We start from the raw sequence: 16,960 nt of genomic DNA, 5'->3' as shown, positions 1-16,960 counted from the left end.
TTTTTGCTATTTTCATAATACAAAATATAGTCGCACCGAAGAAGAAATCGGTGAGCGAAAAGGAGTGGGAAAGATGGGGAAGAACACAGGATATCATGTAGCAGTTGTTGGTGCTACCGGCGCAGTAGGGGAGCAAATGTTGAAGATGCTAAGCGAGAGACAGTTCCCACTTGCTTCTTTGAAAGTATTAGCGTCCGCCCGTTCGGCGGGTAAGACGGTACAATTCAATGGTCAGGATATTGTCATCGAGGAAGCGACACCGGAAGCATTTGAAGGCGTACAGATTGCCTTATTCAGCGCAGGAGGCAGTGTCAGTAAAGCACTCGCACCTGAAGCAGCAAAGCGGGGTGCAATCTGCATTGATAATACAAGTGCATTCCGCATGGACCCAGAAGTTCCGCTGGTTGTGCCGGAAGTAAATCCAGAAGCGCTGGCTGAGCATAACGGCATCATTGCCAATCCGAACTGCTCTACAATCCAGATGGTTGCCGCATTAAAGCCGCTGCTTGATCAGTATGGCCTCGAGCGTATCATCGTATCAACCTATCAAGCGGTATCAGGAGCTGGTGCAAAAGCCATTCAAGAGCTGACGGATCAGACCGAAGCACTCGTTAGCGGTAAAGAAGTGAAGAAGGAAGTACTACCGGTAGGATCGCTTCCGAAAAAACATCAAATCGCGTTCAATGCCATTCCGCAAATTGATGTATTCTTAGATAATGGCTTTACGAACGAAGAGATGAAAATGATACGTGAGACGAAGAAAATTTTCTCCGATGAGACGATTGCTGTCGCTGCGACATGCGTACGCATTCCAGTTGTCAAAGGTCACTCGGAGTCGGTATATGTGGAGTTTAAAAACGACTATGATCTGGCGGAAGTACGCACGCTGCTAGAGAACGCACCAGGCATTATCGTGCAGGACAATCCAGAGGAACAAGAGTATCCGATGGCGATTGATGCTGCTGACAAAATTGAGACCTTCGTCGGACGCCTGCGTCGCGATCTTGACAACCCTCGGGGCTTGCACATGTGGATTGTATCCGATAACCTGTTAAAGGGTGCGGCAGGAAACGCAGTTCAAATCGCAGAAGAAGTTGTAAAACGCGGTTTAATTACAGAGTCTGAATAAGGTAAGGAGCTACGAGAGCAGCATGAGAATACTTGTGCAAAAATTTGGGGGTTCGTCTTTGACGAACGCCGAAAAGAGAGAGCGTGCGGCTCAGCATATTATAAATGCGCTTGAGGAAGGATACAGCGTCTGTGTTGTTGTATCCGCCATGGGACGCAAGGGCGATCCGTACGCCACTGATACGTTGCTTGATTTGATCAAAGAGAATGGAAGTGCGCTAGGCAAGCGGGAGACTGATATGCTGATGTCATGCGGGGAAGTCATCTCCGCTACCACAATGGCCAGCATGCTGAACGCAAAAGGACTGACAACATCCGTGCTGACAGGTGGGCAGGCCGGCATTTTAACGAACGATGATTATACGAACGCCCAGATTGCAACAATTAATCCGCAGCGCATTGTACGCGAGCTAGAGCAGGGCAAAGTTGTAATTGTGACTGGATTCCAAGGCCGGACGACAGAATGGGATACGACCACGCTTGGACGCGGAGGAAGCGATACGTCAGCGACCGCGCTTGGTGTTGCACTGAAAGCGGAGATGGTCGATATTTTTACCGACGTAAACGGCATCATGACAGCCGATCCACGTATTGTGGAAGAAGCGCGTCCGCTGTCTACGATTACGTATACGGAAATCTGCAATATGGCATATCAGGGAGCGAAAGTGCTTCACCCGCGTGCCGTAGAGATTGCGATGCAGACCAACACGCCGATCCGTGTGCGGTCGACGTTCTCAGATGAAGAGGGAACGCTGGTTACAAGCATAGCGGAAGCAAGTCGGGTTGCCGGAGAAGTAAATGACCGGCTGATTACAGGTATTGCACATGTGCCTAATCTGACGCAGATTAAAGTCATGGCCAAAGAGGGAGAATATGATCTGCAGATGCAGGTATTCAAAGCGATGGCCGAAAATGATATCAGTGTAGATTTTATCAATGTAAACCCGATCGGGGTCGCGTATACGGTGCGGGATGAGGTGCTAGATAAGGCGGTCGATATTCTGCATGGCATGGGATATGAACCGCTATTAACCCGCCACTGCGCCAAAGTGTCCATCATCGGTGCTGGTATGGCTGGCGTTCCTGGCGTTATGGCGCGTATTGTCGAGGCGCTGACCAAAGGGGACATCCAGATTCTACAGTCGGCAGACTCCCATACCACCATCTGGGTGCTGGTGAAGGAAACCGATATGGCTCGGGCGGTCCGTGCCCTTCATAAAACGTTTGACCTTGACAAGGTACAGTTCTAAGGAGGAGTACCGTGATTGACTTTGGACGATTATTGACAGCGATGGTCACTCCATTCGATGCGCAATTGAATGTGGATAAACAAAAGACGGAGACCCTGGTAGAGCACCTGATTGCCACGGGAACAACGGCGCTTGTCGTTGCAGGTACTACAGGTGAATCACCCACGCTGTCTGGATGGGAAAAGGTGGAGCTGTACCGGTACGTATCACAAATTGTGGACGGACGGATTCCGGTTATCGCCGGTACAGGAAGCAACAATACAGCGGCATCGATCGAAATGACGCAAAAGGCTGCAGAAGCCGGTGTCGATGGAATTATGCTGGTCGTGCCTTATTATAATAAGCCGTCGCAGGAAGGGCTGTACCAGCACTTTAAGACGATTGCCCAAAGCACGAAGCTTCCGGTTATGCTGTATAATATTCCCGGGCGCTCTGTGATTAATATGAAAGCGGAGACGACGATTCGTCTGGCAAACGATGTGGCGAACATTACGGCAATTAAGGAAGCGAGCAGTGACACAGGCCAGATGTCTAAGATCATCGAGCAGACAGGCGCCGACTTCGTTCTTTATACGGGGGATGACAGCATGACGCTGCCATGCATGTCTATCGGCGGCAAAGGCGTCGTCAGCGTGGCCAGCCATGTCATCGGCCGCGAAATGACGGAGATGATTGAAGCGTTTGTAGAAGGCCATGTTACAAAGGCCAGCGCTCTGCACCGCCGACTGCTCCCGATTTTTGAGGGATTATTTATTACGGCGAATCCGACGCCGGTTAAAGCGGCGCTTGCATTAAAAGGGATCGATGTAGGCGGGGTACGCCTTCCGCTTGTTGCTTTAACGGAACAAGAACAAGAATATGTACAACGTTTATTTACCTAAGCAAATGAGGTAAGAGAAGGACAGGGAAGCAATTTCCTGTCCTTTTTTTGCGTCGTTTTATGCCTTCTTATCATACCGTGTCCATCCTGTTATCCGCGTGATTACATAGGAAACGAACTTTCTGGGCACAGTAAGCTGTGATAGCACTTGTTTTTCGTTTGAAAAATCATGTATAATATTAACAAGTGACTGGTTCGGTTTATTAAAAAATAAATACGTTGTTTGATCAAATGTAACTACAACTGAATATTAGGAGGAATAAATTTGTCGAAACTTAACCAGAAAGCTTTGTCGATCTTCGCTTTGGGCGGCGTGGGCGAGATTGGCAAAAACATGTACGTAATTCAGTATGCAGATGACATCGTGGTAGTCGATGCAGGTTTGAAATTCCCCGAGGAAGAAATGCTTGGCATCGATATTGTCATTCCTGATATTACGTATTTGCAGGAGAACAAAGACAAGGTTCGCGGCATTATCATTACGCATGGACACGAAGACCACATTGGAGCGCTCTCCTACGTGCTGCGTCACCTCAATGTTCCTGTATACGCAACCAAGCTGACGATCGGTTTAATCGAGGTCAAGCTTAAGGAAGCGGGTCTGCTTGGTGATGCGAAGCTTAACCTAATCGACAACAAGTCAGAGGTTGAACTGGGCTGCTTTACTGCGTCATTCTTTAAGACCAACCACAGCATTCCGGATTCTGTCGGTGTGTGCCTTGATACACCGGAAGGCTACGTTGTGCATACTGGCGACTTCAAATTCGACCAGACGCCAGTAAACAATCAGATGGCCGACCTCGGGAAGATGGCAAAAATCGGTGAACGTGGCGTACTTGCGCTGCTCTCTGACAGTACGAATGCAGAGCGTCCAGGCTTTACCGGATCCGAGCGTGAAGTTGGCGAGGCGATTAAGGAGCAGTTCAATAAGTGCAAGGGACGTATCGTTGTTGCTACATTCGCTTCCAACATTCACCGTATTCAACAGGTCATCGACGCAGCCGCACTGTATGATCGCAAGGTGACTGTAATTGGTCGCTCGATGGTAAATGTCGTCAATATCGCCACAGAGCTTGGCTATTTGAACATTCCAGAGGGCATGCTGATTGAGCCGGAAGAGATCAATAAGCTTCCAGCCGAGCGTGTGGTAATCCTGTCTACAGGAAGTCAGGGTGAACCGATGTCGGCGCTGACGCGCATGGCGCGTTCTGCACACCGTAAAGCCGATATTCTGCCAGGTGACACCGTACTGATCGCAGCGACTCCAATTCCAGGTAACGAGAAGTATGTGGCACGCACAGTAGACCAGTTGTTCCGTATTGGGGCAGACGTAGTCTATGGCAGTGATATCCACGTATCTGGACACGGAAGTGCGGAAGAATTAAAGTTAATGCTGAATTTAATGAAACCGAAGTACTTTATTCCCATCCACGGGGAATTTAGAATGCTTCGTCAACACGCCCTATTAGCTGAACAATGTGGTGTTCAGCCTGAGAATATTTTTTTAATTGACAATGGAGATACTGTTGAGATCAACGGTGGCAAAGCGCGTTACGGTCCGAAAGTTCAGTCTGGTATTGTACTTATTGACGGACTTGGCGTAGGCGATGTAGGAAACATCGTACTGCGTGACAGAAAGCTGCTTTCACAGGATGGTATTTTAGTTGTTGTAGTTACATTGAGCAAACAAAACGGAACCATTCTATCGGGTCCGGATATTATTTCACGCGGTTTTGTGTATGTCCGCGAATCGGAAGCACTGCTTGAAGAAGCAAACCGTATTGTAAGCCAGACACTGAATAAATGCATGGAAGATAACGTGAATGAATGGTCATCCTTAAAGACGAATGTACGTGATGCGCTTGGACGTTTCTTGTACGAGCAGACACGCCGTCGTCCGATGATCCTTCCGATTATTATGGAAGTATAATTGAATAACTGAAAGCAGAAGCCGAAAACCCTGTTATATCAAGGGTTCTCGGCTTTTTTTAATTCTGAAAATCCCCGAAATAACAATATAGATTACTCGAGTGAGAAAATTGTGCTACAACAAGGACAGCAAATTAGTGGGGGACCCCATTTATTTTTTAAAATAATACACTCTTATCATGACAGTAGGACAGCCGATGAAAACCGCTATAGAAAAAGGGTGTAAAGAGCTTTACAATGTAATCTATTACAGGTTATCGTGGAGGTTATCATGAAATACTTTGAGGAAGCTAAAGATATTTGGCTAAACCATGTTCCAAAGAGTGGTCAAGCAGATACTGTTGAAGGTGAACTAATAAGGGCAATTGAAAAACTTCGATACGAAGCACAGAATAATGGAAATGGTAATTGGGATGAAGGATTTGAACGATTTTGTCACTATCTATGGGAGATTCTAAATGATAATAAAACTTTTAGCACTAATATTTTGAAGGAAATAAGAACAGATATTGATACATTGCTTACTTATGAAGAACCTTATCTAGAAGATGATTTATATGACAGAATTACTGACCATATCATTGAATGGACCTTTGCTCATAAAGGTCCAACTAAAAGAGAAAAGGATCCAAAACAATATAGATAATCTTGTTAAAACGAAAAAAGCCCAATTTCTTAATAGCAATACTAAGAGATTGGGCTTTTTACTATTGTATTTTCTTCCTATGCATTTGCACCCATTATGGTCGTGCAAATGCATTGATAAAAGTGAAAAGCTGTGGTACATTTATATAGATACACAATAATTTAAATTTTAGTTTATTTTATCCCTAACTTAATCATACACCATAGAGTTGTTTTAAGTCAATCCCTATTTTTATTTTTTTAAAGGAGTGTTTGATATGAACATGAAACTTCGCTAGGAGCAAAAACGAGTGGACAGCGTAATTGGGATTCGTCTTGGTATTGAGTGATAAATGGGAGGGAACGAAATGAAACCGTATGTACTGGAGCTTCGGGAGATCGACAAAACAAAACAAATGTTGGTCGGTGGCAAAGGGATGAAGCTGGGGGAACTATCGAAGATTCATGGAATCCAAGTGCCAGAAGGGTTTTGTGTTACTACTGAGGCATATAAAAGAGCCCTTGGGAAAAATGAGGAACTTCATCAATTACTAGATCAACTTACATTGTTCAAAGCAGAGGATCGAGACAAAATTGGTGAAATCAGCAGAAAGATTCGGAAGATCATTATGGAAATAGAAATTCCCTCCGATATTGTAAAAGCTGTTGCTCACTATCTCTCCCAGTTTGGCGATGAACATGCTTATGCCGTGCGTTCTAGTGCAACGGCTGAGGATTTACCACATGCCTCGTTTGCCGGTCAGCAGGACACCTACTTAAATATCATCGGAAAAGAAGCCATTTTGCGGCACATCAGCAAATGTTGGGCGTCCCTATTTACAGATCGTGCCGTGATTTATCGTATGCAAAACGGGTTTGACCACAGCCAAGTGTATTTATCTGTTATCATTCAACGGATGGTGTTCCCACAGGCTTCAGGAATTTTATTTACTGCTGATCCGATTACTTCCAATCGAAAGCTGCTATCTATTGATGCCAGCTTTGGACTAGGAGAGGCTCTTGTCTCTGGCTTGGTATCTGCGGATTGCTATAAGGTGCAAAAAGATAAAATCGTCGATAAGAGGATAGCAGACAAAAAATTGGCTATCTATGGACGAAAGGAAGGCGGAACAGAGACACAGCAGATCGCTTCTGATCAGCAAAAGACGCAAACACTTACGGAGCAACAAATTTTACAGCTCGCACGCACAGGAAGACAGATCGAAACTTATTTTGGCTGCCCACAAGATATCGAATGGTGTTTGGCCCGCGATACCTTTTATATTGTTCAGAGTCGGCCAATCACTACGTTATTCCCCATCCCTGAAGCGAATGATCAAGAAAATCACGTGTACGTATCTGTCGGTCATCAACAAATGATGACTGATCCCATGAAACCACTCGGATTATCTTTTTACCTGTTAACGACTCCTGCACCTATGCATAAAGCTGGAGGGAGATTGTTTGTTGATATTACACATATGCTGGCTTCGCCTGTCAGCAGAAAAATGATAATAGATGGCTTGGGACAATCCGATCCGCTCATAAAAGATGCACTCATGACCATTGTAGCGCGAGAAGATTTTATAAAAATGTCACCAGATGGTAAAAGAGAGGGGAGTCCCAGTAAAAGCAATAGTGAGATATCGTCTGCAGGTTCTCAATCACAAGTCGAAAACGATCCGACCATTGTTTCTGATTTGATTACGCGTAATCAAACATCGATAGAGGAGTTAAAACAAAACATTCAAACGAAATCAGGATCGGATTTATTTGATTTTATACTAGAAGATATCCAGCAATTAAAGAAGAGTTTATTTGATCCACAAAGTTTGGGTGTGATTATGGCTGCGATGGATGCTTCAACATGGATCAATGAAAAAATGAATACGTGGTTAGGTGAAAAAAACGCAGCCGACACGCTTTCTCAATCTGTACCCAACAATATTACCTCGGAAATGGGTCTAGCGTTATTGGATGTCGCAGACGTGATTCGTCCTTATCCGGAAGTCATCAATTATTTACAACAACATGTAGAAGATGATAACTTTTTGGATGAATTAATTAGGTTGGATGGTGGGCGGGAAATCCAAGCCGCAATAATCGCTTATCTCACCAAATACGGAATGCGATGTGTTGGAGAAATCGATATGACCAGAACGCGTTGGAGCGAAAAACCAACTACACTTATCCCCATGATTCTCAGTAACATCAAAAATTCTGAGCCAAATGCTAGCAAGCGGAAATTTGAGCAAGGACGACAGGAAGCTTTGGCAAAAGAACAAGAGTTATTAGACCGATTGAAGCAATTACCGGATGGAGAGAAAAAAGCCAAAGAAACAAAACAAAGGATCGACCTCATCCGGAATTTCAGCGGGTATAGGGAATATCCAAAATACGGCATGGTTAATCGCTACTTCATTTATAAGCAGGCTTTACTGAAAGAAGCTGAGCGACTCGTACAAGCGGGCGTTATTCAAGAGAAAGAAGATATATACGATCTCACTTTTGAAGAACTTCACGAAGTCGTACGTACAAATAAACTCGATTACCAGATCATCAGCAAACGAAAAGACGAGTACAAATTATATGAAAAATTAACTCCGCCACGTGTTATCACGTCCGATGGTGAAATCATTGCAGGTGCGTACAAACGAGAAAATCTCCCAGCCGAAGCGATTGTAGGTCAACCTGTTTCTTCCGGAGTTATAGAGGGCAGAGCACGTGTTATTCTAAAGATGGAAGATGCGAATCTAGAAGCTGGAGATATATTGGTTACAGCCTTTACTGACCCTAGCTGGACACCGTTGTTTGTATCTATTAAAGGTTTGGTTACGGAAGTAGGTGGTTTGATGACGCATGGTTCTGTCATTGCCCGAGAATATGGTCTTCCAGCCGTTGTAGGTGTGGAGAATGCTACGAAGCTGATCAAGGATGGCCAAAGAATCAGAGTGAATGGAAGAGAAGGTTATATCGAAATCCTATAGTTGAATGAACCGTACTTTTTCGTTTTGTCTCTGAAAAGCTGGGGGCCAAGGTGGATTAAAAGATTACATCTTAAGAGCTGAGGTTGCAGCGATTGTGCAACGACTCTTACAGAAGTCTGAGTTAATGTAACAGAAGAGAAGAAAGAGAAGGGTTGTCCTAAAAGCTATCGTTTGAGTAGCCGAAGGATGCCCTTTTTCTTTCCGCGATATCAATCCTTCTTACGGACTTCCCCTTTTCTGTTTTGAAAGCAAGTCCGTAAGCAAGGAAGCATTTAGATTCTTAAAAAACATGCTTTGATAATAGGGTTCACCCTAAAAATAAAGACGCTATTCTTCTTTTAATTGACGAATCTTTTCAACAATTGCATTGTGTTCAATACCTTCGCAAACAAAGAATGTAGGAGCTGCAGGAATGTCAAATGCCACATGTGAATGAGATAATTCAAAAAGCAGCGTACCAATCCTTTCATTTCTTTCATTTTCAATAACAATCCAAAATACTCGGATTTCATGTTCTGGCGTACCCCATTTTGCCTTTTCAAGGGAATTTCTGAAATGTAAACAATCGGCTATAACAAAATCGCCTTCTTTTGTCGCTTCGGCTGTTGTAAAACCATTACGCTGAAATTCCTCCCACATAGGTGGTAAAAGCTTATCTAAATACATACCGTACGTTGCATCTTCATATTCAGGGAAGAGCGTAATCAGCTCATCTCTATGTTGAGCGAGAACCGGTCTCCATTTTTTTTGAATATAATCAGATGCGACATTCCCTAATTCATGAATGTTCATTTCCGGGTTTACTGCCTTCATTTACATCCCTCCATAATGTTTTTTGATAGTACAGAAACTATGTTACAACAGTAAAGCTAATTCTAAAGTTTTCAACAAAATACATTGCTATAGCTGTAAAAATGAGGATAAAGTTTGTAGTAGGGTTAAAATAAATGTAGAGACAGGGGGAAAGAAAATGAGAAAGGTAAGACCAATTGATATTGCAAGAAAACTCAATATCAGTACCAGTTCTTTGCGCGGATATGAAGAGAGGGGACTCATTCCTCCTACCGATAGAACGGAGAATGGTTATCGGATCTATACAGAAGAGCATGTGGCTTATTTTGAATGTATTGTTGGCATGGCTCCGGCCTTCGGGATGGATAGTACAAGTCGTATTCTGTTGGATATTCAAAATAAAGATGTACATGCTGCTCTTTGGAGGATTAACAAAGTACAAGTGGAGAATCATCATGCTAAAACAACGTTACATCAAATCATTTGTCTAGTAAAAGAACTTGAGGTTCAACCGGCAATCGAAAGGACGTTTATGATTGGGGAAATAGCTGAGAAAATAGGAGTAGCGCATTCCACATTACGCTACTGGGAAAAGGAAGGGTTTATTTCCTCAGCTAGGGGAGAAGAGAACAACTATAGATATTTTGATGTATTCCAATATATAAAGATTCTGCTTATGAAAGCCACTCAAAATACGGTGTATTCAAATGAAACAGTTAAGATAAAGAATGCAGTAAAAAAGCTAAGGGAGAAGGATCTACTGGCTGTAAAGGAAATTATCGTAGACATCGAACGATACCTAAATAATAATAACCGATTACAGCTGCAGGGACTTTCCTTGCTTCATCAATTATGTGCAAAGCTTGGACTTTAGTAGGCTGATTTGAAGTGGTGTGAATTTATTCCGCTACCGATTATAGCTAGCAACGGAAGAAAAAGAAAAGTATAGGCATTGAAATACCGTTATTTAATACTTAATCCCATCTGTCAATCCTGATAAGCCTTGTAGCGTTATTTGAAGTGACTTTTACAATCAAGTCCCATTCGCTATCCTTCGCCGCACGCTGCTGCTGTATCAACGCTTTCAATGGGCGTATGTGTGGTATATGCCTCTAGGGTCTTTCTAATCTCACGAAGTTCTGGTGTAAGCATCTCATCAAAGAATTCCCTCGCTCCCCTTCAGGAAAATTATTGCATTTTTTTGTCATTTTTATTATAAATTAGCATAAATCGGGATATAAAGCCTCTGTTAATTTACATGTATGTACAAGCGAAGCGTCGTCCTTTTTCTTTATTAAACTCTCATTGTATTCGTTATGCCAAAGCTTACAGCCTTACTATGATAAGGTTTTCTACCTCTATCTCTACATAGGAGGATATAGATCCTAATGTGGAGAATAAGTGGGTGGAGGGGATGATCGTGGCTGTTTTCATTAAGGAACTTCCTGAATATGAGGTAGCATTTATTAGGCGTATTGGTAGTTATTTTGAACCGAATGATTCATGGGAGAAAATAATGGAGTGGGCGATGGAAAATAAACTGTTTCCACCGGAACACTATTTCATCGGAATCTCTTTAGATAATCCCAAAATGGTAGAACAACACGCTTGTCGCTATGATGCTTGTGTCACCATACCAGAGGGGTTTGCAAAAGAAAGTCATAGCAATGTTCAATTTAAAAAGTTATCCGGAGGCCTGTATGCTTTATATCCGTTCTACGATATGGGTTATAAATTAGCTGAGGCTTATCAAAATATTTTTCAGCAGTGGCTGCCGAATAGTGAATATGATGCAGACGACAGAGATTGCCTTGAGTTTTGTATGAATAACCCAGCGGAGGACCCGGAAGGAAAATGTAAGGTGGATTTGTATATACCGATTAGGAAAAAAATATAAAGAAAAAGTTGTTTTGTTGTCTGTATGGATAGCGAAACATGACAGAAAGGTGCTAGAGCAAATCCAGGGTCTGAAAATAGAAAGGATGGAATAAATGAAGAAATGGGAAGGCCCAATGCTTGAGCCTGAGGATGTACAACGGCGGATGCTTGTTTTAGCCGGGTTAGATTTGATTTTATGTCCGGAAGAGTGGCTGCGTGTACACCACTATGAACCGCGCTGGCTTGATGGTGTTTCATTAGGCATAATTGATAACGGTGCAGGAGATGACCTGTATGTTATCTTTGCTCCTGAAGGCGTTCTTATTAAGGGGTTCGATCACGAGTCTCCGTTAAGTCCCCATGCCGACGAAGAGTACGGGGTATGGCCGGGCATGTATGATGATGTACCGGCCAGTCTTGTCTCTTATTTGGATACGGATACGTTTGAGAAGGAGGACGTAACCTTCTGCCTGTGGCGGGAAAAGCATGATTCTGAATGGAGAACTGGGGAAGTTGAACATCCGGAGGATTTAGATAATGGTGCTGATTTTTTGCTTAGCAGTCTGACATATACGGCTGAAGAGTATACAGAATGGGCGGAAGATTACTATGACAAGCCGATTGAGCTGGAAGTGGTTAGCCAGGTGTACAGCGGTGCCGCCATTAGTGAAACGATCATTACCACCCTGAATCCAGAACGAGATGCAGCGGCAGCGCTGGCAGAAGTAAAGAAGAAGCTTCTTTTACGCCATAAGTAATTCTTTCCCTGTTGGAAAAGGATGCAATTTATCTTTCAAAACAGTACGGAGGATGTTGTATCCTTTTATGCCGGTACAATGGCACGAATACATAGAACGGATGGGCATTTCATTTAATCTAGTACCCATAGAAATGATCTCTTCCTTTGTTTTTCCGAGTGTATTAATAATGGGAATACCAATTAAATGAAACCCGCCTATTATGGCATCAATTTTTTTACCAGGGAATGTATCGAGTGCGATGTTTGCCATATGGATAATCCCATGATGGCTACAGCCGCTAAACAGGACGAGGCCATCTTTATTTTCGATCACCAACATCATTTCATGGTTAAAGTCATCCAGCTCTTTTGGGCTTCCTTTATAAAGGTTCTTTGTATATTCATTGGTAGGATGCAAAGTAATAATATGAATTCCCTTTGCTATTTCTGTATTATTGGTTACAAAATGAAGGCGATCCATGTACGTATCCTGGATGGTATTCTTTGCCCCTATCTTATGAAAGTAGCCGCCTACTCTAAGCCAATGAGGCTCTAACGCATGCTGTGATAAATAAATTTTTGCATGTGTATTTACTTCATTAAGATAACGCAGCCCGCCAATATGGTCAGAATGCCCGTGGGAAATGACCACAGCATGCGCTTTGTTTAAATCAATTCCCATCTTCTTTGCATTTTTTATGTATGAATGATCGGGTCCTGTATCAAAAATAATGTTCATTTGCTCGGTTTCAATATATAGAGATAACCCATGTTTTGCCGTTAATTTATGATCCTGTGTAGTGTTCTCGAGGATCGCTGTAATTTTCATATAAGAATACCTGCTTTCGTTATCATAGCATGCGTAAAGCAACCTCATTTTATAGAACAATCAAAACCTATGTATACGTTCATAATGAATAATCGGTTTCATTAACTGGTAATATTACCCCCCCTTTTCATGGCTTACATATTGGATTTACTTGCAACTTTTCTCCAAAGTTTTATTCCGAACCATAGAAATACTGTCCATAAAGCACTTTCACAGGCACTGATTCCAAGTACAAATAAGAGTCTTCCGAAATCTTCGAGTTCATTGAAGCCGTAAAGCGGGAGTTCCCAATTGTAAAAAACGTTAGTATAGCCGACTAAAATAAGTATGATAGGAAAGGTAAACCAATAGAATGTATGGATACTTTTAGGCAAATGTAATTCCAACGCATTGACCTTCTTTCATAGAGTGTTAAGGCTAGAGGCTCACACGTTTTGGAACAATTATGTGAGTGAATTTATTTCAATTGATACAGATACACATCATACCCATCAAACACACGTGCAATCATTTTCTCTACAATCGACCAATCTCCTCCTGCGAGTCCACACCCCATACCGAATGGGAATCCGATCTTAACCTGCATCTCCGAACGTTCTTGTTTAATGATTTCAATTTGCTGCTGCATCAACGTTAATGCAGACGCTAGCGCTTCATAATCCGTTTGCTTTTTATCTGTTCCATAGTGAAACTGGCCGTAGAGATTAAAGAAGTAGCCGTTTGGAATCTCGGCAAACGACATCTTACCGAGGCGTTCCTTCGGCTCAAGGGGAAATTCTTGATCAGCTTTGTAAACCTGTGGAAACATGGCCTTGATTTGTTTAGCAATGCCTGCACCCATTGTTGAAAAGCAATTGCACTGATGACCGATTACTGTGCAGTCGCTTGTTAATAGATTACCTTTAACAACATGTAGCATGTAGACTTCTCCTCACTTTCTTTTAAAATCATTTGGAATTTCATTTGCAGACGGAAGGCCAAAAGTATAAAAAGTAGCCTGCTGAATCTTACGTGCAATGGGGTTTATTCCGTACAGATCAACAAGTAGAAAACCGACTGAAAAAAGTACAGTCGGTTTTCTACTGCTATGGTTTGTCCGTTTTCTTCATTAAATTCATTCCTTTTTTAGGATTCAATAACATTGTATCAAATTTATGCTTCTTTATCCGATGATTTTGGTTTATTGAATAAACGGATGGTTATGTTGAATAGAAGGATGAGTTTTTGAGCAATCGAGAAGAAGTCCTTCGCTATCATAGGTGATAAACTTTAATAAAATACTACATGTTATCTAGGATTTCATTAAATCGTGACAGAGAAAGAAGTAACTTTGAGATGGCTTCTTTCTGATTGTAGCTAGTAGAAGGGAGTAAACAAGATGAAAAAGCAAGTGTTGTTCATTCATAGTGCAGGAGCCCAAGGTCTTCACCAAGGAAGCAGCGACCTAGTAGCATATGTAAAAGACGCACTGGGTGATGAATACAATTTGTTATATCCCAAGATGCCTAATTCTGAAGATCCTGAGTATACGCTTTGGAAGCTTCAGCTTGACAAAGAATTTGCTTCGTTAGACGGTGAGGTGCTTCTTATCGGTCATTCTTTAGGAGGCTCAGTTTTACTGAAATATCTTTCCGAGAAAACGACGAATCGATCCATTTCTGGATTGTTTATGATTGCAGCACCATACTGGGGAAAGGACGATGATTGGCAGGTTGAGGAGTACACTCTGCCAGAAAATTCCGCCTCAAAACTTCCTCAGATAGCGCAGATTTTCCTTTATCACAGCCGTAACGATGAATTCGTGCCGTCTGCACACCTTGAACACTATAAGAAAAGGCTTCCACAGGCAAATACTCGAATACTCGATGGAGCTGAACATGCTTTTAGTGATGGATTGCCTGAACTGATCAACGATATCAAGGGATTGTAAATCATTATTTTGTACAGTTGTTCTTCTTTTTTATTGAAAGGTGGGAGGGAAAAGTTACATGCAAGCTGGAGAGTATAAGATTATGATTGTAAAAGCAGATAAAAATTTTTGCAGAAGGATTTACACAATGGCTTGGCTATTTTTCCAAAGATAAAAACACCATTGCAAAGTCCTTCGCGCACATGTTTATTTTACATCAATTTTATGTTGCTATAGTAAATGGTAACGTTGTTGGAATGACGGCATGTACGGACGGGAGATCGCTATCGGTAAAATTAAATAAACAAGAGCTGAGAAAGCACTTAGGCTTTTTCAAGGGACGCGTTGCAGGAATCTTATTAAAGAAGGAATTTGAAGCCCTTCCTGCAGATTTTCCTCCTCATACAGGCTCGATTGAATTTGTCGGAACAGCTTACGAATTCAAAGGACAAGGTGTAGCTTCTCAAATCATTCAGCATATTTTTGAAAATACACCATATAACGATTACGTCATTGAAGAGGTTGCCGATACGAATATTCCTGCGATGAAATTATATAAAAAGTTAGGTTTTGAAGAATACAAAAGAAAGCCTCTTTCGGAAAAGATGGCCAAGAAAACTGGGATCAATAATCTTGTGTCTTTGAAATATATGAAAAAGTAAGGATACATTTCTGCTGGATGATACGAAGACTAAAATGGAGGAAGCTTTCTTGTTAAGAACTAAAATTTATTCGGTTGCAATAAAACTATCCGCAACCCTTTGCAAAATAATTCAGAAAGGAAGAAAGGACAGTATGAAATGGAAAACATATCAAATGTAGATAAATTGGAATCAATAAAATCTTTACAATCGACAATCAGTAAACTCGAAAATGCATTGTCCCAGATGACTCAAAAAGGAGCAAATACCACCGTAGTAAAGAAACGACTCAAAGCTGTTTGCATTGGCTTAGCAATGCTAGAAAACGTTTGGAATCAAAGACACCATCACTACATCCAAGAAGATGTAGCAGAAGCTCGCAATGTTCTTATTGATTTATTTCCATCAATTGAGAACCTTTATGTTAAGTCAAAGGCTGGTAGTCCCCAAAGAACGCTTTTAGAAAGAAGGATTAAAGCGTTGAAGCTAGCTATTCAAGCGATTGACGATCTTTCTAATAAAATGGGGTAGCATTTCTGTAAGTTAATGTTGAGGTAAACCGGGATGTACCGATTTTCCCCCACCTTTGCTCCCTTAACCAACAGCATATGGAAAGATGCCTTCCTCTTTTTATCTAACACTTGCCTTCCTCTTTTTGCGTAGTATGGGAGTAATCTATACACAAAAGGGGAGATGGGCATGCCGGAGCTTTCGGTTATTTATCATGACGATCCGTTCATCGCGTACTATGAACAGGTGGCCACACCGATAGAGTGCCGTCGATTGATTCAATTGGCTAAAAGTAAATTGCGTCCTGCTACTGTGATTAAGGAATCTGGACTAGAGGTTTCAGAGGCCCGGCTATCGGAGCATACGTGGTTTCCGCATCATTCATGGTTAGTGCGTGAGATAGCAGAACGCATGGCTTCTCTTGTTAAAAAACCGCTTACTCATGCTGAACAGCTTCAAATAGCACGGTATCAAGTTGGGGGGAAATTCGAGGCTCACTTTGATTGTTATGATCTTTCTACGAAACCGGGGAGAATGTATTTTGAACAAGGTGGACAGCGGCTGTGTACGGCTATTCTTTACTTAAATACAGTTGGCGCAGGAGGAGAAACTTGTTTCCCTGGACTTGATCTCCAGATTACGCCAAAGGAGGGAGACCTTTTGCTTTTTGAAAACTGTAAAAAGGGGACGAATGAAGCCCATCCTTTATCATTACATGAAGGACGCGCAGTAAATGAGGGGGAAAAGTGGATTGCAACGTTATGGTTTCGTGAAAAAAACCAGTATTAATTTATAATAATTTATATCAAACGCCCAAGCACTCTTTCATGTATTGCATACATTGAAGATAAAAGGAGTGATAGG

The 16,960-nt window shown here is 42.2% G+C and carries 16 protein-coding genes; 13 read left to right on the top strand and 3 right to left on the bottom strand.

Translation table 11 applies throughout. The features are described 5' to 3' along the window. Positions 1-73 precede the first annotated feature (73 nt). From AB3351_RS09405 to ppsA, 6 genes are all read left to right on the top strand, one after another. Positions 74-1,129, top strand: coding sequence for an aspartate-semialdehyde dehydrogenase (locus tag AB3351_RS09405; protein ID WP_371146886.1), 1,056 nt, complete (start codon positions 74-76; stop codon positions 1,127-1,129). Between the two features lie 22 nt (positions 1,130-1,151). Further along, positions 1,152-2,378 (top strand): aspartate kinase, encoded by a 1,227-nt coding sequence (gene dapG, locus AB3351_RS09400; RefSeq protein ID WP_371146885.1) that lies wholly within the window; start codon positions 1,152-1,154, stop codon positions 2,376-2,378. Positions 2,379-2,389: 11 nt separating this feature from the next. Beyond that, complete coding sequence (gene dapA, locus AB3351_RS09395; RefSeq protein WP_371146884.1) at positions 2,390-3,259, top strand: 4-hydroxy-tetrahydrodipicolinate synthase; 870 nt, start codon at positions 2,390-2,392, stop codon at positions 3,257-3,259. A 264-nt stretch (positions 3,260-3,523) separates the two neighbouring features. Next, positions 3,524-5,188 (top strand): ribonuclease J, encoded by a 1,665-nt coding sequence (locus AB3351_RS09390; RefSeq protein WP_371146883.1) that lies wholly within the window; start codon positions 3,524-3,526, stop codon positions 5,186-5,188. 270 nt (positions 5,189-5,458) lie between these two features. Further along, positions 5,459-5,833: a hypothetical protein gene (locus AB3351_RS09385; protein ID WP_371146882.1), complete on the top strand. Its 375-nt coding sequence runs from the start codon at positions 5,459-5,461 to the stop codon at positions 5,831-5,833. 346 nt (positions 5,834-6,179) lie between these two features. Beyond that, complete coding sequence (gene ppsA / locus AB3351_RS09380) at positions 6,180-8,798, top strand: phosphoenolpyruvate synthase (RefSeq protein ID WP_371146881.1); 2,619 nt, start codon at positions 6,180-6,182, stop codon at positions 8,796-8,798. 327 nt (positions 8,799-9,125) lie between these two features. Here the strand turns inward: ppsA and AB3351_RS09375 are convergent, their stop codons facing one another. Continuing rightward, positions 9,126-9,611 (bottom strand): DUF6022 family protein, encoded by a 486-nt coding sequence (locus AB3351_RS09375; RefSeq protein ID WP_371146880.1) that lies wholly within the window; start codon positions 9,609-9,611, stop codon positions 9,126-9,128. Between the two features lie 157 nt (positions 9,612-9,768). On the opposite strand from AB3351_RS09375, the gene AB3351_RS09370 reads away from it, so the two are divergent. The 3 genes from AB3351_RS09370 (at position 9,769) to AB3351_RS09360 (ending at position 12,226) form a co-directional block, all read left to right on the top strand. Beyond that, entirely contained in the window at positions 9,769-10,464 is a 696-nt protein-coding gene (locus AB3351_RS09370; RefSeq protein ID WP_371146879.1) for a MerR family DNA-binding transcriptional regulator, read from the top strand. Between the two features lie 546 nt (positions 10,465-11,010). Continuing rightward, positions 11,011-11,487, top strand: a complete 477-nt coding sequence (locus tag AB3351_RS09365; protein ID WP_371147158.1) for an AraC family transcriptional regulator — start codon at positions 11,011-11,013, stop codon at positions 11,485-11,487. Between the two features lie 94 nt (positions 11,488-11,581). After that, positions 11,582-12,226 carry a hypothetical protein gene (locus tag AB3351_RS09360; RefSeq protein ID WP_371146878.1) on the top strand — a complete coding sequence of 215 codons (645 nt, stop codon included), beginning with the start codon at positions 11,582-11,584 and terminating at the stop codon, positions 12,224-12,226. On the opposite strand, the gene AB3351_RS09355 is transcribed toward AB3351_RS09360, so the two are convergent. Next, positions 12,212-13,036, bottom strand: a complete 825-nt coding sequence (locus tag AB3351_RS09355) for an MBL fold metallo-hydrolase (protein ID WP_371146877.1) — start codon at positions 13,034-13,036, stop codon at positions 12,212-12,214. The two genes, AB3351_RS09360 and AB3351_RS09355, sit on opposite strands and share 15 nt — an antisense overlap. A 457-nt stretch (positions 13,037-13,493) precedes the next feature. After that, positions 13,494-13,955 (bottom strand): macro domain-containing protein, encoded by a 462-nt coding sequence (locus AB3351_RS09350; RefSeq protein ID WP_371146876.1) that lies wholly within the window; start codon positions 13,953-13,955, stop codon positions 13,494-13,496. Between the two features lie 459 nt (positions 13,956-14,414). On the opposite strand from AB3351_RS09350, the gene AB3351_RS09345 reads away from it, so the two are divergent. The 4 genes from AB3351_RS09345 (at position 14,415) to AB3351_RS09330 (ending at position 16,885) form a co-directional block, all read left to right on the top strand. Further along, positions 14,415-14,966 (top strand): alpha/beta hydrolase, encoded by a 552-nt coding sequence (locus tag AB3351_RS09345; RefSeq protein ID WP_371146875.1) that lies wholly within the window; start codon positions 14,415-14,417, stop codon positions 14,964-14,966. Between the two features lie 182 nt (positions 14,967-15,148). Further along, complete coding sequence (locus AB3351_RS09340) at positions 15,149-15,607, top strand: GNAT family N-acetyltransferase (RefSeq protein ID WP_371146874.1); 459 nt, start codon at positions 15,149-15,151, stop codon at positions 15,605-15,607. Positions 15,608-15,745: 138 nt separating this feature from the next. Beyond that, positions 15,746-16,117: a hypothetical protein gene (locus tag AB3351_RS09335; RefSeq protein ID WP_371146873.1), complete on the top strand. Its 372-nt coding sequence runs from the start codon at positions 15,746-15,748 to the stop codon at positions 16,115-16,117. 168 nt (positions 16,118-16,285) lie between these two features. Next, positions 16,286-16,885 carry a prolyl hydroxylase family protein gene (locus tag AB3351_RS09330; protein ID WP_371146872.1) on the top strand — a complete coding sequence of 200 codons (600 nt, stop codon included), beginning with the start codon at positions 16,286-16,288 and terminating at the stop codon, positions 16,883-16,885. Positions 16,886-16,960 lie beyond the last annotated feature (75 nt).

Source organism: Aneurinibacillus sp. REN35, assembly GCF_041379945.2.
In the GTDB taxonomy this organism is placed as follows: Bacteria; Bacillota; Bacilli; order Aneurinibacillales; family Aneurinibacillaceae; genus Aneurinibacillus.
This window is presented reverse-complemented; position numbering and strand designations above follow the sequence as displayed.

What these genes read in the sequence shown, in the direction of transcription:
- AB3351_RS09405 (WP_371146886.1), top strand. Translation starts at nt 74, where the DNA reads ATGGGGAAGAACACAGGATATCATGTAGCAGTTGTTGGTGCTACCGGC.
- dapG (WP_371146885.1), top strand. Translation starts at nt 1,152, where the DNA reads ATGAGAATACTTGTGCAAAAATTTGGGGGTTCGTCTTTGACGAACGCC.
- AB3351_RS09385 (WP_371146882.1), top strand. Translation starts at nt 5,459, where the DNA reads ATGAAATACTTTGAGGAAGCTAAAGATATTTGGCTAAACCATGTTCCA.
- ppsA (WP_371146881.1), top strand. Translation starts at nt 6,180, where the DNA reads ATGAAACCGTATGTACTGGAGCTTCGGGAGATCGACAAAACAAAACAA.
- AB3351_RS09375 (WP_371146880.1), bottom strand. Translation starts at nt 9,611, where the DNA reads ATGAAGGCAGTAAACCCGGAAATGAACATTCATGAATTAGGGAATGTC.
- AB3351_RS09370 (WP_371146879.1), top strand. Translation starts at nt 9,769, where the DNA reads ATGAGAAAGGTAAGACCAATTGATATTGCAAGAAAACTCAATATCAGT.
- AB3351_RS09360 (WP_371146878.1), top strand. Translation starts at nt 11,582, where the DNA reads ATGAAGAAATGGGAAGGCCCAATGCTTGAGCCTGAGGATGTACAACGG.
- AB3351_RS09355 (WP_371146877.1), bottom strand. Translation starts at nt 13,036, where the DNA reads ATGAAAATTACAGCGATCCTCGAGAACACTACACAGGATCATAAATTA.
- AB3351_RS09350 (WP_371146876.1), bottom strand. Translation starts at nt 13,955, where the DNA reads ATGCTACATGTTGTTAAAGGTAATCTATTAACAAGCGACTGCACAGTA.
- AB3351_RS09345 (WP_371146875.1), top strand. Translation starts at nt 14,415, where the DNA reads ATGAAAAAGCAAGTGTTGTTCATTCATAGTGCAGGAGCCCAAGGTCTT.
- AB3351_RS09340 (WP_371146874.1), top strand. Translation starts at nt 15,149, where the DNA reads ATGTTTATTTTACATCAATTTTATGTTGCTATAGTAAATGGTAACGTT.
- AB3351_RS09335 (WP_371146873.1), top strand. Translation starts at nt 15,746, where the DNA reads ATGGAAAACATATCAAATGTAGATAAATTGGAATCAATAAAATCTTTA.
- AB3351_RS09330 (WP_371146872.1), top strand. Translation starts at nt 16,286, where the DNA reads ATGCCGGAGCTTTCGGTTATTTATCATGACGATCCGTTCATCGCGTAC.